General features: G+C 56.6%; 7 protein-coding genes and 1 pseudogene. 4 read left to right on the forward strand and 4 right to left on the reverse strand.

From position 1 onward, the window contains the following. Positions 1–210 precede the first annotated feature (210 nt). Positions 211–822, forward strand: coding sequence for a nucleotide exchange factor GrpE (locus tag Q1K76_RS03470; RefSeq protein WP_087408582.1), 612 nt, complete (start codon positions 211–213; stop codon positions 820–822). Positions 823–844: 22 nt separating this feature from the next. Beyond that, positions 845–2,002: a molecular chaperone DnaJ gene (gene dnaJ / locus Q1K76_RS03475; protein WP_087408581.1), complete on the forward strand. Its 1,158-nt coding sequence runs from the start codon at positions 845–847 to the stop codon at positions 2,000–2,002. Between the two features lie 100 nt (positions 2,003–2,102). Here the strand turns inward: dnaJ and Q1K76_RS03480 are convergent. Next, positions 2,103–4,797: pseudogene (locus tag Q1K76_RS03480) on the reverse strand (glycoside hydrolase family 2 TIM barrel-domain containing protein). Between the two features lie 236 nt (positions 4,798–5,033). Between Q1K76_RS03480 and Q1K76_RS03485 the strand changes: the two are divergent. Further along, complete coding sequence (locus tag Q1K76_RS03485) at positions 5,034–7,412, forward strand: TonB-dependent receptor (protein WP_300131086.1); 2,379 nt, start codon at positions 5,034–5,036, stop codon at positions 7,410–7,412. On the opposite strand, the gene lpxK is transcribed toward Q1K76_RS03485, so the two are convergent. From lpxK to Q1K76_RS03500, 3 genes are all read right to left on the reverse strand, one after another. Continuing rightward, positions 7,413–8,516: a tetraacyldisaccharide 4'-kinase gene (gene lpxK / locus Q1K76_RS03490; protein WP_366944479.1), complete on the reverse strand. Its 1,104-nt coding sequence runs from the start codon at positions 8,514–8,516 to the stop codon at positions 7,413–7,415. An 11-nt stretch (positions 8,517–8,527) separates the two neighbouring features. Next, positions 8,528–10,273 carry a signal peptide peptidase SppA gene (gene sppA / locus Q1K76_RS03495; RefSeq protein WP_087408568.1) on the reverse strand — a complete coding sequence of 582 codons (1,746 nt, stop codon included), beginning with the start codon at positions 10,271–10,273 and terminating at the stop codon, positions 8,528–8,530. Positions 10,274–10,554: 281 nt separating this feature from the next. Then, positions 10,555–13,437, reverse strand: coding sequence for a PD-(D/E)XK nuclease family protein (locus Q1K76_RS03500; RefSeq protein ID WP_300131092.1), 2,883 nt, complete (start codon positions 13,435–13,437; stop codon positions 10,555–10,557). Positions 13,438–13,626: 189 nt separating this feature from the next. Here Q1K76_RS03500 and Q1K76_RS03505 point away from each other — a divergent pair, with 189 nt between their 5' ends. Beyond that, on the forward strand, positions 13,627–15,606 hold the full coding sequence (locus Q1K76_RS03505) for an ABC-F family ATP-binding cassette domain-containing protein (protein ID WP_300131095.1): 1,980 nt from the start codon (positions 13,627–13,629) through the stop codon (positions 15,604–15,606). Positions 15,607–15,623: the final 17 nt, after the last annotated feature.

A 15,623-nucleotide genomic window follows, 5' to 3' on the forward strand; every position in this document is an offset into this window, starting at 1 on the left:
CTGTCGCAGATATACGAGGGGCGGCCCGGTGGGGCTGCCCCTTGGTGTTTTATCGGGCACGGGCGTGAGGCTGACAGTCGGGTAGGCCGGGCGTGACAAAAATACAGTCGCTATCGGTTTGGCAGTGTTTTTGATACTATATAAATGCTTGTTGAAGATAATTCTTCGAGGAGGCAGAATATGAATCGTAAAAAAAGAAAAACTAAAAATATGGCTGAAGAGAAAGACCGCGAAAAATCGCAAGTAATTGAGGACGAGGTTCCTGAAAAGAACAAAGAGGAGGCTTGTGAGCAACAGCCCCAGGATGCGGAGAAGGGCGAAACCGAAGCCGCTGCCGAAGAGGGCGAGGTAGATGAGGCTGCCAAATTGTCAGCCGAGCTGGACACGTTGAAAGCGACCATCGAAAAGATGCAGAAAGATTATCTGCTGTTGATGGCCGAGTTTGATAATTTCCGTAAACGGACCTTGCGCGAGAAAGCCGATTTGATTAAGAATGGCGGCGAGAACTGCATGAAGGCTATCCTGCCCGTAATCGACGACTTCGAACGTGGATTGGCCGCTGTGGAAAACAGTAACGATCTGGAAGCCGTGAAAGAGGGTATGAATTTGATATACAACAAATTCAAAACCTATCTCGAACAAAACGGCGTGAAAGAGATTCCCACTCAAGGTGCCGATTTCGATACCGAGTATCACGAGGCCGTGACTACATTCCCGGCTCCCGACCCTGCCCAGAAAGGCAAGGTAATCGATACCGTGCAGAAAGGCTATACGCTTAACGACAAGGTAATTCGTTTTGCCAAGGTAGTAGTGGGTGAATAACGATTTGGAGGGATAGAGAGCAATGGAAAAAAGAGATTATTATGAAGTGCTGGGAGTCGCCAAAAGTGCGACGCCCGAAGAGATAAAGAAGGCATATCGTAAGAAAGCTATTCAATATCACCCCGACAAGAACCCCGGTAACAAGGAGGCCGAAGAGAAATTCAAGGAGGCCGCCGAAGCCTACGAGGTGTTGAGCGATCCCGACAAGCGGGCTCGTTACGACCAGTTCGGGCATCAGGGTGTGGGCGGTGCTGCCGGTGGTGGATTCAGTGGCGGCGGTATGTCCATGGAGGATATATTCTCGCACTTCGGCGATATATTCGGCGGAGGTTTCGGCGGATTCGAAGGCTTTGGCGGCGGCAGCAGTTCACGTGGCGGCCGTCGGCATGTGAACAAAGGGTCGGACCTGCGTGTGAAGGTAAAACTCACCCTCAAGGAGATTGCCACCGGTGTCGAGAAGAAAATCAAGGTGCCCAAATATGTAAGCTGTACCTACTGTAAGGGAACGGGTGCCGAGAACGGAACCGCCTATACCACGTGTACGAAATGTAACGGTTCGGGTGTAGTGACTCGGGTTCAGCAGACATTCCTCGGGGCCATGCAGTCGACGACGACCTGTCCCGATTGCGGTGGCGAGGGACGCATCATCACCAAGAAGTGCCCCCACTGTGCCGGCGAAGGCATCGTGCGCGAGGAGGAGGTCATCACCCTCAACATCCCCGCCGGTGTTTCCGAAGGCATGCAGCTCTCGATGGCCGGCAAGGGTAACGCTGCCCGTCATGGCGGTGTGAACGGCGACCTGCTTATCCTCATTGAAGAGGAGCCGCACCCCGATTTGGTTCGTGACGAGAACGACCTGATATACAACCTGCTGCTCGACCTGCCTACGGCTGTGTTGGGTGGTTCGGTCGATGTACCTACGCTCGACGGCAAAGCCCGTATCAAGGTAGAGCCGGGTACGCAACCGGGCAAGATATTCCGCTTGCGGGGCAAAGGTCTGCCCTCGGTCAACCGTTACGGCGTGGGCGATTTGATAGTGAACGTATCGGTCTACATCCCTGAGAACCTGAATGCGGCCGAGAAGAAACAATTCGAAGAGATGAAAAACTCGTCCAACATGCAACCTACGCTCACGACCAAGCAGCGTATATTCAGCAAGTTGCGCCACATGTTTGAATAATACACATAGGATATGATAAACGAACCGCGCGATACGTCGTCGAGATGTGCCGCGCGGTTTTTTTTGTGCCATGGAGAGACTTGTCTATGCAGGGCGATGGCTATTCAAAGTCGCTTTGCTGTTGTTCCACCTCTTTCAGTTTCAGCCGGTTGAGCTCTTGCTGCAACTTCTCGATGCGTTTTTCGCAGTCGGCCGGGGTTGATTGCCGGGCCTGGCGGGTATCGTCCGACTGGTTTTGTAGCTGTTTCAGCTCCTCGCTGTCGGCAATTATCGGGAGAGCGGGGCGGTGGGAGACAAGGGTCAGTTCGGCCGATACGGGGGTATGTTTGCCCGACCACACGACCGAAGCCCGCACTTTGATTTCGCCCGGCGTCGTCGTAGCTCTTACCAGTACGGGAGCCGTACCCCACAAGACCGGTCGGGGATTGGTGAAGGTCTCTTCGTTGGCTACCAGTTCGCCGGGGCCCTCGATTTCGAATTTTATCTCGTAGTTGTTCAACCGCTTGATGTTGCCGTTGTCATCGGCTACGGCGGCTACCACGGTCAGCAGGTCCGAGCCGTCGGCCGTCAGCTCTACCCGTTCGTCATCGGCCCAGAGCAGCAGACGTGAGGGGCGGCGGCTTGGCATTACCTTGTGGGTGGCCACCACTTTGCCGTCCATCACTCCTTCGGCCAGCAGATACGAGTCGGCATGTTTTCCGTTTCGCGCCAGCTCCTTGTCCTGCATCACGTCGAATGCCCCTTTGAATGTAATCACGGGCGAGGGCATCCCCTCGTGATTCTGGGGTTTGTGGTAAATCCGGGTATTGCCGTTGCCGCCATAGGTGAGCCGCACCTCGTCGCAGTTGCTGTAGACCGTTACATCTTCGGGCGAGAAGGGTGTCATGGCATTGGCAATATAGACCATGGGACCCGTCTCGGCCGGCAGGTCGGGGTTGACTTTAGCCGGACGCTGTGCACAGAACATGTAATACGACAGTTTGGGTTGTCTGAAGGCATCCATGATGCCCCCGTAGAAGGGGTCGGGATGGTAGCCCCGCTGGTGGTCGAACGAGTGCCACAGGCAGCCCCCCACATGTTGTCGGGGATTGCGGTAGAGCACGTCGTAGCAGGTATACTGATAGTCGGTTTTGGCATAGCCTTGAGCCTGTTTGAGCATGGGAGCCTCGCCCCAGGCCCGGTTGACTCGGCTGGGCGAGTTGTGCGAATTCCAGTCGTCGACGTTGTCGCCCCATTCGCGTGTGAAATAGCTGATTTTGGGGTCCAGCGTATCGGTGTTGAAGGCCCCGCCCTTGCCGTTCAGCGGGTGAGTGAAGTGTACGGGGAAATATTGATGGCCGAGAGCCGTCACGTCGCATCCGGCATAACAGTAGGGATAGGGATACTCTTCGTGCAGGATGTTCACGACATTCAGGGCAAAGTCGTCGGGGTACCAGGTTTCGTTGAGGATAGGTTCCCACAGCCATACCGACGGGTGGTTGCGGTCACGCCGCACCATGTTGCGGATGTCGCTGTACACGCGTTGTGCGAAGACCGGCTCCTGATTCCAGAATTGCCATCCCGGTGTGTTGACAATCACGAAGAGACCCAGCTCGTCGCAGGCATCCATAAAGGCGGGGGTCTTGCGGATAGTGGGCGTTGCGGATGACCCGCAGGCCGGCATCGCGCAGCTTTTTGGCGTCGCGCCAGTGCAGGCTGTTGGAGAGGGCGTTGCCGATGACGGCAAAATCCTGGCGGCGGTTGGCGCCGATTAAGGGTTCGGGGTAGGGCTTGCCGTTCAGCCAGAAGCCATCCTCTCCCTTGAACTCGATACTGCGGATACCTATGCGGCAATAGTAGCCGTCGACAGTCTTGCCGTTGGTATCCTGTACATACACGTGCAGTTTGTAGAGGTGGGGCGAGTCGGGCGACCACAGGCGGGGCTGCAGAACTTGACTTTGGCCCAATACCCGGTGGGCTTTCCCTGCGGCCAACGACAGCGTTTTCTCGAGGTCGAAGATGAGTTTGCCGTCGCGGTCATACAACTGCCATACGACCCTCCCGCGGAATATCCGGTTCGACGTGTTGCGTATGTGCGTATCGATATGGACCACGGCCGATTGCTCCGATACCCGATTGTACGAGACAAACAGTCCGCCCGAAGCCTTCTCGTCTTCGTAGTTGGGGTCGGTGATGAATACGGGGTTGTGCACGACGAGCCAGCAATCGCGGTAGATGCCGCCGAAGTAGGCAAAGTCGAGCATCGCCTGTTCTTTGCCGGGAGGATAGGCGGGGGCGTCGCTATTGTCGGCCCACACGGCAATCACGTTGTCTTGACCATATTTCAGATAAGGTGTAATATCGACGATGACCGGCAGGTATCCGCCGTAGTGACTTTGCAGCAGCACGCCGTTGAGCCACACTTTCGATTTGCCCATGATAGCCTCGAAGTGGAGAAACTGCCGTCTCCCTCTCCAGGCCTCGTCGGGAGTAAAGTGCTTGCGATACCACACCTCGCCCTGATAGTTGATGCAGCCGCTGGCCTCGGTAGGCAGATATTCCATTCCATCGGGGAGCGAGACCAGTCGTCAGGAGCGGTCGTCGAAGTCGTTGCGTTCGGCACCTTCGACCGGCCCTTTGTAAAATCGCCAGGCCGGGTTCATGTTGTAGACCTCGCGTCCCGTTTCGGGCAGCGCAAAGAACCCGGCCGTAGAGAACAGCGGTTGGTAGCTTTCGTTACTCCAGGAGGGTAGAATCGAGAAGAGTGCGGCGGCACAAAGCAGCAGAAGTGCAGGGCGTTTTACATGGTGTTTCATGGTCGTGACAAATGAACGGGAGAGCCAGAATACTCGGCGGAGGGTCGGAACATGCCGGCCTTCCCGGTTGAAAATCCAAAAATACACAGAAAGATTGTGACATGAAACGGTTGGGCTGTTATTCTCATCTTGAATTGAGGATTCATGACTGTTCTGAACAAAATCGGAGAGCCGGTTGTATATAGCCTGTGGCTCTCTGTGTTTGGATCGAGGGCTTTGGAAAGGAATTGAAAAGTATGTGGCAACGGTATCTATTGTTGGGTTGTAGTCTGTGTGTCGTGGTGTGTGCCTGGTGTGCACAGACCTATTCGGTAAAGGGTCGAGTGGTTTCGCGCGAAACGGGTGAGGGGGTACCCTTCGTGAGTGTGGGTATCTGGAACTCCTCGCGGGGGACGACGACCGACTCGGTGGGCGGCTATCGCATCGGCAATCTGCCGCCGGGGGCTTATCGGGTGCAGGTGTCGTCGGTGGGGTACAAGACCTATGTGTCGCCCGAGTTCCGTATTACTTCGTATGACTATACGCTCGACATTGGGCTGGAGGAGTCGCAGGTGGCACTGGGCGAGGTGAGTGTGGTGGCGGCTCCGTTTCGCAGTTCGGTCGAGAGTCCCATTGCCCGGCGGGTCATCGGGGTGCAGGAGATTGAGAAGAGCCCGGGGGCCAATCGCGACATTTCGAAGGTGGTCAACTCCTTCCCCGGGGTGGCTACGGTGGCGGGGGGTGGCTATCGCAACGACCTGATGATACGGGGCGGCGGCCCGGCCGAAAACAAGTTTTATCTCGACGGGGTGGAGATTCCCAACATCAACCACTTCAGTACGCAGGGGGCTTCGGGCGGACCGGTGGGGATTATCGATGCCGACCTCATTCGCGAGGTCAATTTCTATACGGGGGCTTTCCCGGTGAACCGGGGTAATGCGCTGAGCTCGGTCTTCGACTTCAAGTTGCTCGACGGTACGCCCGACCGTTATACCTTCAAGGGTACGGTGGGGGCGTCGGAGCTGGCGGTGGGCTCGAAGGGGCACATCGGCAGCCGCACTACCTATGTGGTGTCGGTGCGGCAATCTTATCTGCAACTGCTCTTCTCGTTGCTCGACATGCCGTTTTTGCCCCGGTATACCGATGCGCAGTTCAAGATAAAGACCCGTTTCTCGCAGGCGCACGAGCTCACCGTGCTGGGACTGGGGGCCATTGACGACATGAAGCTGAATACCGAGACCGACCCGGCCGACGAGTCGAAACAGTACCTGCTCAACTACCTGCCGACCATCAAGCAGAACACTTATACGCTGGGGGCAGTCTACAAGCACTATGCGGGAAACCACATTCAGACGGTGGTGTTGAGCCGCAGCTACATGAGTAACAGCAACGTGAAGTATCGCGACAACGACGAGTCGACCGACGAGAACCTGACCTTGCGCCTGAAGTCGGTCGAGACCGAGAACCACCTGCGGCTCGAGAATCGCTCGTTGCTGGGCCCGTTCGACGTGACGGCCGGTCTCAACGCCGACTATGCCGTCTATACCAACCGCACTTTTCAGCGGGCTTTTGCCGAGGTGCCTCGCGAGATTCGCTACTCGACCGACCTGGGGTTGTTCCGCTGGGGGCTTTTTGCCACGGCGGGCTACAAGTCGGCCAACGAGCGGTTCACGGCTTCGCTCGGCTTTCGTCTCGATGCCTGCGACTACTCGTCGTCGATGTCCAATCCGCTTAACCAGTTTTCGCCCCGGCTGGCTCTCTCCTACAATGTGGCGGGTAACATTTACCTGAACGGCAGCATAGGGCGCTACTATCAGTTGCCGGCCTATACGACCATGGGCTATCAGGAGGACGATGTGCTGGTGAACCGCTCGCGGCTCACCTACATCCGTTCCGACCAGGCGGTCGTGGGACTGGAGTATTATATCAACCGGTGGGCCCGCCTTACGGTCGAGGGCTTTTACAAGAAGTATACCCACTCGCCGCTTTCGCTCACCGACAGCATCCCGCTGGCCTGCAAGGGTACCGACTACGGTGTTTCGGGCAACGAGGCGGCCGCCTCGACCGCTCGGGGGCGGGCCTATGGCGTGGAGGTGATGCTTCGCTGGTTGGGGCTGGGACGCTTCACGGCCCTGGCTTCGTACACCTGGTACCGCAGCCAGTTTCAGAATCCCGCTACGGGGCGTTACCTGCCCTCGGCCTGGGACTACCGGCACCTCTTCACGCTATCGGGTACCTATAAACTGCCCAAGAACTGGGATATTGGCATGAAGGTGAGGCTGATGGGTGGAGCTCCCTATACACCTTACGACGAATATGTCTCGTCGCTCATCCCGGCCTGGGATGCCACGGCCCGGCCCTATTACGATTACAGCCGCTACAATACGGGGCGGCTCAAGACCTTCTACGAGGTAGACCTGCGGGTAGACAAGTCGTTCTATTTCAAAGGGGTGATGCTGGGATTCTATATCGATTTGCAGAATGTACTCAACTTCAAGTACGACAATCAGCCGCTCCTGATCAGTACGGGCGAAACCTATGTCGACGACAACGGCACGGAGCGTTACCGCACGAAGTATATCGCCCAGCAGAGCGGAACCATATTGCCTACCTTGGGCATTACGGTGGAGTTCTGACTATTTGCGGGGACGCTTGATGCGGCGGTTTTTGTAGATGGTATCGGTTATCTTCTCGTCGAACGAGATGCCGGCATGCTGCATGAACCGTACCCGGATGGGCAGGTAGTAGAGTGCCTGTTTCACGGAGTCGTCGAGAGCGGCCGAGCGTAATCGGGCGGCATCCTTTTCGGTTGTAACGATGTATTTTTTCGTTCCTTTCATCGACTCGAACCGTTGGGCTATATGAGCCAGGTCGCTGCTCGAGAAGTCGTGGTGGTCGGGGTATTGCAGCTCCTCTTGCGGGGCATGGCATCGAGCCAGATATTGCAGCATGGGCCGCGGGTTGGCTATGCCGGTGAGGACCATCAGTCCGGCCGTAGCGGGCAGATCTTTCAGAGTCAGTTCGCGAGCCGGGGCCTTCTCGGGGAATACCGCCTGCAACTTGCCGTAGTCGAGTGTGGTGAAGTAGAGGTGCTGATAGGGGAAGAGGTGCAGCCACCGCGAGATGATGTTGTATTCGATGGGCTTCATGTCGGCGGGGCATTTGGTCACAATCACGATGTCGGCCCGCGAAAGTTCGTGGCGCGACTCGCGCAGCCGACCGGCCGGCAACAGTTTGTCGAGGTGTAGGGCCCGGTTGTAGTCGGTGAGCACAATCGAGGCCAGCGGCGATACATAGCGGTGCTGGAAAGCATCGTCGAGCAGAATCACGTCGAGGTCGGGTTGCAGCTCTTTCAGTCGCTTGATACCGCGTCGGCGATTGGCATCGACGGCTACTGCGATGCCGGGGAATTTCCGTTTTATCTGGTAAGGCTCGTCGCCTATTTCGCGGGCGGTCGACGAGGCGTCGGCCAGTACGAAGCCCCGGCTCTTGCGTTTGTAGCCCCGGCTGAGCACGGCCACCCGGTATTTGGGTTGCAGCAACTCGATTAAATATTCGATATGGGGAGTCTTGCCGGTGCCACCCACCGCCAGATTCCCCACGGATATGACAGGAATGTCGAACTCTTCGACCGGGAGAATACCCCAGTCGAAGAGTTTGTTCCTGAGACCGACCCCGAAGCCGTACAACCAGCTGAGCGGGATGAGCCAACGATTTATTTTAATCGATTTGCCATACATGAGAATCGGTATCAATAGAGTTCAATATCTTCCATACGATACTGTATGGGGTCGATATTCTTGCATTGTTCCAGAGCTTGTATATACTTGTAGTTTTCACCCAGGTACGAGGCGGCTATGCGAGTCCGCACGTTGGTGTTGAGTTCCGAGAGCAACTGCTCCATGGCCGTCTTTTGAGCCGGGTAGGCGTTGGTCTTGTATTTGTCGAGGTTGGCCTTTTGGGCAGCCCAGGCAATGGCTGCATCGAGGTCGCCCAACTCGTCGACCAATCCTATCTTGAGGGCCGTCTGTCCGTCCCAAACCCGACCTTCGGCAATCTTCTTGATGGCCTCGAGGCTCATGCCGCGGCCCTCGGCACAACGCGAGGTGAAGAGTTCGTAGCCCCGTTCGATGTAGCGTTGCATCTGGTTGCGCTCGTCGGGGGTCATGGCACGGTTGAAGGCACCGAAGTTGCCGTAGCGGTTGGTCTGCACACCGTCGAAGGTGACACCCAGTTTGCCGGTAACCAGTCCGCCGAAGTTGGGAATCATGCCGTAGATGCCAATCGAGCCGGTGAGGGTCGTGGGGTTGGCAAAGATGCGGTCGGCGTTGCACGAGATGTAGTATCCGCCCGAGGCAGCCAGGTCGCCCATCGATACGACAACCGGTTTGCCGGCAGCCTTGATCTCTTCGATGGCGGCCCATATCTGTTCCGATCCGTAGGCGCTACCGCCCGGCGAGTTCACCCGCAGTACCACGGCTTTTATGTTTTCGTCCTTTTGTATCTTGGTGAGCTCCTCTACCAGTTCATCCGAGTGGATGCCGGTAGTCGGGTCGAGGTCGATACCGCCCTCGGCATAAACGATGGCGATTTCGTCTTTGGCCTTGTTCTTTTTCTGTTTGATTGTGGCTACCTCGTTGGCCGAAGCAAAGATGAGGTCGTCGTCGGCATCTATCCCCACTTTGTTCTTGAGGAAGCTGTCCATCTGGGGGCGATACATGAGGGTGTCGACCAGTCCTTTGGCCACCAGCGTTTTGGCGTCGACCGTAATCAGCAGCGTGTCGGCCAGGTTGTTCAGTTGCTCGACGGTGAGGTTGCGGTCTTTCGACAGGTTCTCGAGCAGGTGGTTCCAGATGGGGGTCATGTAGGCCATGGTCTGCTCGCGGTTGGCGTCGCTCATCTGGGTGTTGATGTAGGGTTCTACGGCCGATTTGTAGGTACCTACTTTCAATACCTGCATCTCAATGCCCAGTTTGTCGTAGAGACCTTTCAGGAACATCACCTGGCTGGCCAGACCTCTGAAGTCGATGGCTCCCACGGGGTTCAGCATCACGCTGTCGGCAGCGGCGCTCAACAGGTATTCGCGTTGCGAGTAGGTGTCGGCATAGGCATAGACAAACTTGCCGCTCTCTTTGAAGTCGACCAGTGCACGGTGTATGCGGTCGAGGGTAGCGATGCCTACGTTCAAGCCGCCGGCATCGATGTAGATACCGTCGATATTCTTGTTCTCCTTGGCCGTTTCGATGGCTTTGAGTATGTTGTCGAGACCGTCGCTCTTCTGTTGGTTGCCCAGCAAAAGACCCATGATGTCTTCCTGGCTGCGTTCGGTCACGCTCCCCAGGTCGAGCTTCAGGATGGTATGCGGTTGGGGAGTATATGTCGTTTCGGTCGTAGCCACCATACCGGTGAGTGCTGCAATCGAAAGGAACATCAGCAAGATGCCTGCAATCAATACGCCCAGCACACAGGCGAAGGTTGTAGTGAAAAATTTTTTCATTGTCTTATCGCTTTGTTTAATGTTTTTGTTTCATTCGATTTGACAAAGATAAACTCTTTTTCGGAAGAAAAAGCTCATGAGTCGTTTATCTTCGTCGTTTATTCTATGCAAACATAGATATAAAAATTGAATTTGCAAAGAAAATCAATAAAAAATTATCGTTTTTCGATAAAAATAAATTCTCTTTTTACTCTTCCGGTTGGGTAAAGAATTATTTTTCGGTTCTGTAATGCTTATATATTAGTTTGATAATCAATGTTATGAGCCTGCTTCCTTCCGGCTTATCGCTTGCACAGCAACTTGAAGTCGCAATATTGGCAGTGCGACTCTTCGGTCGTCTGGGTGAAGGGGCGGTCGAGGTCGAAGATTTCGTCGAGGCAGGCCGTGAGGCACCGGTCGAACTCCTCTTCTACGCGAGCGAAGTCGGTGAACAGATCCTTCTCGTAGCGGATGTTCCATTCGAATTTGTCGAACAGGTTGCGTATGATGTAGATGGCCGGGTAGATGGGCGAGGCCGGCCGATAGTTCATCTTGTACAGTTTGCAGTAGAGCAGCACCTGCAGGATGGCTTTGCGGCGTTCGGTGGCCGAGCTGTCGAAGAGCTCTTCGACCGATTTGAAGTCGAGCCGCTCCTTGCCGGTCTTGTAGTCGACGATGCGGATGCGCCCGTTGCACTCGTCCACCCGGTCGATGAACCCCTTCAGTTGTACGGCGCGTTGGCCGCTGATGGGAGCTTCGCCCGTGATGCGCAACTCGGAAGCCCGGTAGACAAACGGGGTGAGCGAGCGGTCCTTCTCGAGGGTCTTGTCGATGAGCTTGAGAATGATTTCGCCCGTGAGGTAGTCGTATCCGGTGAGCGGCCGGGGGTGTTGCGGTGTTTTGTAGTAGTCGCGGGCAAAGCACTCCTCGAGGTAGTGGGTGAGCAGCGGCTTGTCTTTGCGGATGGCGTCGATGTGGTCGGCCGTGACGGTCACCTGCTCGCGGTCGCCCTCGATGCGTTCGTAGATGTGCTGCATCATGCCGTGGTAGATGCTGCCGAAGGTACCGCTGTCGACACTCTCGGCCACCTCGTCGGGGCGTTCGAGCCCCTCGATATATTGCAGGTAGAACTGCAAGGGGCAGTTCAGGTAGCGGTTGATGGCACTGGCCGAGAGGGCACTGTCGCCGCCCGATAGGAAGGCCGCCAGCTTGCGGTCGATGCCGTAGCGGTGCTTGTCGACCGTGATGGTCGTGGGTGAGAAAGTGGCGATGTCGCAGTTGATTTGAATCTCCTGGATGGGCAGGCGATAGTGGTATTTCAGCTGATAGACATAGCGGCTCACCTCGCCGCTCTTGAGGCCGTCGGTACGGCTGTCGTAGAGCAGGAATACCCGTTTGGCCCGGCTTATCATGCGGTAGAAGTAGTAGGCATAGATGCTGTCCTGATGTTCGGTAGTGGCCATGCCGAATCCCCGCCGCAGGTTATAGGGGATGAAAGAGGGGGCCACCTTCTTTACGGGGAAGATGCCCTCGTTCATCGACAGGATGATGAGGTTCTCGAAGTCGAGAGCCCGCGTCTCGAGCACACCCATCACCTGCAATCCCGAGAGCGGTTCGCCCCGGAAGGGAATCGAAATCGAGGCCGCCATCTTGCCCAGCAGGCGGAAGAAGGTGTCGACCCCCATGGCGATACGTTGCTCGGTCATCACGTCGCGCAACCGCTTGATGGTGATGTAGTAGTGATACATGAACTCCCGCTCCACGGCCGAGAATCCTACGGGCGAGTTCTCCTCGTCGGTCGCCTCGGCCGGTTCGTCGGCAGCGGTATCCTGTTGCAGATATTCGAGCAGGCGGGTCAGGTAGTCGGCTGCCTCGTCGGCCGTAGCCGGGATGCGGAACAGCAGCTCGACCAGCGGGTGACGGCCCAGCTCGCCGGGCGAAACGAAAGCCCGGTTGTTGCCGTTGATGAAGGCGGTGATGCGTTGCCCTTCGTCGCCCAGACGGGCGGCGATGAAGCGGTGCCCCAGCAGTTGCTTCACGTCGATGTGGTAGAAACGCGGTTCGCCCTTCGAGAAGCGCACGTGCCGCTGCATCTGGAATATCGAATCCATGAGAGCCGCCACGGTCGTGTGTTGCAACGTGTAGCCCATGGTGATGTTGACCGTCGAGATTTCGGGCGGTATGGAGTAGAGCATGGGGAGCAGCAACTCCTCGTCGGGGAGGACGATGGCCGTGTCGATGGCCCGCTCGGGCGACAGCTGCTTTTCGTCGATGAGCCGTTGCAGAATGTCGGTCGCCTGCTTGGCTTGCCCCACGGCCGACGGCACCGAGATGAGCTCGATGCGGGGCACCTGTTCGATGCGTTCGTCGAGGTCGATTTTCGAGGGGAATCGCCGTTTGTTGTCGTTGAGGAAGAAGGCTGCCTTGTTGTACGGGTCGTGCAGGGTAGGGGCATAGTAGTCCCAATAGAAGTCGCCCAGACCCGTGTCGCGCAGGTACTCCATGAATACCCGTTCGGCCTCGGTGATGGCATTGAATCCCACGAAAACCACCTGCGTGTAGGGCAGGTCGAGCTCCTCCTTGCGGCGGCAACGCTCGGCCACGTCGCGGAAAATCATCCCCTCGTAGGCCTTGTTCTGGCTGGCCAGGTCGTCTCGCAGTCGGGTGTAGAGCTCGAAAAGGATCTGCCACAGTTGGATGAACTGCTGCTTGTTCTCGCTCTCGGTCGAGGGGAAGAAGAGGTGCCCCCAGAAGCGTTTGATGATGGCAATCTGCTCGTCGGTGAGGTAAAACTCGTCGATTTCTTTCAGGTCGTGGATGTTGGTATAGAGCTGTCGGGCATCGACCATGTACTTGTCCACGTCGTCGAAGTCGCCCAGCAGCATGTCGCCCCAAAAGACAAAGTTGTCGAAGGTCTCGTCGCTCTGCCGCAGCTCGATGTACCGTTTGTAGAGCATCACCAGCAGGCTGATGCGGTCGATGGTCGTGTAGGGCGAGAGCTCGGCCATGAGGTCGTTGATGGTCGTTACCCGGGGCGAGAAGAGCGGTTTGCCTGCCACCTCGGCCAGATACTTCTGGAAGAAGATGCCGCTCCGCCGGTTGGGAAAGACGAAGGCCAGTTGCGAAATGTCGTGCCCGTAACGCTCGTAGAAGGCTTGGGCTATGCGGTATAGAAAAGGAGTCATAAAGGAAAGTGCGATTTACGCTTACAAGTTTACGGCTTTTTATCCAGATTCCGAAATCTGGGCGGTAAAATGAGATTGATTTCGGCATTTTCATCGTATCCGGTGGATGGTGATGTTAAAGGATTAACAAAAAAACTCAAGTAAGCTGGGCTTTTTTGCTTATATTTGCCGACCAATAAAACGAGAAATATGATATCGATAGAAGGACTTTCGGTTGCATTTGGTGGAAATACGCTGTTCGACAATATTACTTATGTCATCAACAAGAGGGACCGCATTGCTCTGGTCGGGAAGAACGGGGCGGGCAAATCGACTATGCTGAAAATCATAGCCGGGTTGCAGGCACCTACCTCGGGCAGCGTGAATATGCCGAAGGACCTCACCATAGGTTATCTGCCCCAGCAGATGAACCTGACCGATACCCGCACGGTGATGCAGGAGGCCGAGCAGGCTTTCTCGCACATCTTTGAGCTGCAGGCGCGCATCGAGCGCATGAACAACGAGCTGGCCGAGCGTACCGACTACGAGTCGGCCGACTATCAGGAGCTCATCGAGCGGGTCTCCAATGCCAACGAGCAACTCTCGCTCATCGGGGCTTCCAACTATCAGGCCGAGATTGAGAAGACTTTGATCGGTCTGGGCTTTACCCGCGACGATTTCAATCGCGACACGTCGGAGTTCAGCGGCGGCTGGCGCATGCGTATCGAGCTGGCCAAACTGCTGTTGCAGCGTCCCGACGTGCTGCTGCTCGACGAGCCCACCAACCACCTCGACATCGAGTCGATACAGTGGCTCGAGAACTTTCTGGCCACGCGGGCCAATGCCGTGGTGCTGGTCTCGCACGACCGCGCCTTTATCGACAACGTGACGACCCGTACCATCGAGATTTCGATGGGCCGCATCTACGACTATCAGGTCAACTACTCGCACTATGTGGTGCTGCGGCAAGAGCGTCTGGAGCAACAGCGGCGGGCCTATGAAAACCAGCAGAAACAGATACAGGATACCGAGGCCTTCATCGAGCGGTTCCGCTACAAGGCCACCAAGTCGGTGCAGGTGCAGTCGCGCATCAAGCAACTGGCCAAGCTCGAGCGGGTCGAGGTCGACGAGGTGGATACCTCGCACCTGAACCTGAAGTTCCCGCCGGCTCCCCGGTCGGGCGACTATCCCGTCATTGCCGAGGGGGTGGGCAAGAGCTACGGCGACCACCTGGTATTTGCCGATGCCACCTTTACCATCAAGCGGGGCGAGAAGGTGGCCTTTGTGGGAAAGAACGGCGAGGGTAAGTCGACCATGGTCAAGTGTATCATGGGCGAGATTTCCCACACCGGTGCCCTCAAGATAGGGCACAATGTGAAGATCGGCTACTTTGCCCAGAACCAGGCGAGCCTGCTCGACGAGTCGCTCACCGTGTTCGAGACGATAGACCGCGTGGCGGTGGGCGATATCCGCACCAAGATACGCGACATCCTGGGTGCCTTCATGTTTGGCGGCGAAGCGTCGGACAAGAAGGTGAAGGTGCTCTCGGGTGGCGAGCGCACGCGGTTGGCCATGATACGGCTGTTGCTCGAGCCTGTCAATCTGCTCATCCTCGACGAGCCTACCAACCACCTCGACATGCGCACCAAGGATGTACTGAAACAGGCCATCCGCGATTTCAACGGCACGGTCATCGTCGTGTCGCACGACCGCGAGTTTCTCGACGGGCTGGTGTCGAAGGTTTACGAGTTCGGTGGCGGACGGGTGCGCGAGCATCTGGGCGGCATCTACGACTTCCTCGAGAGCCGCAAGCTCGAATCGCTGCGGGAGCTCGAGCAGCGCAACCCGGCTACGGCGGTGACCGACAAGAAGGTAGCTTCGCCGAAGGCCGAGTCCGCACCTGCCATTTCGGCCGCCCCCGAAGGGTCGAAACTCTCGTATGAGGAGCAAAAGGAATTGGCACGGCGTTTGCGGAAAGCAGAGAAGGAGGTGGCCGACACCGAAAAGCGGGTGGCCGACCTCGAGGCGCAGATTGCTTCGCTCGAGGAGAAACTCTCTACTCCCGAAGGGGCTGCCGATACCTCGCTCTACGAGCAGCACGGGCTGTTGAAAAAGCAGCTCGACGATGCCATGTGGCAGTGGTCCGAGGCTTCGGAGATGCTGGAGCATCTGCAAAAACAGGGTAAATGAAACACATAAATATATAT

This window comes from uncultured Barnesiella sp. (assembly GCF_946496565.1).
Classification (GTDB): Bacteria; Bacteroidota; Bacteroidia; order Bacteroidales; family Barnesiellaceae; genus Barnesiella; species Barnesiella merdigallinarum.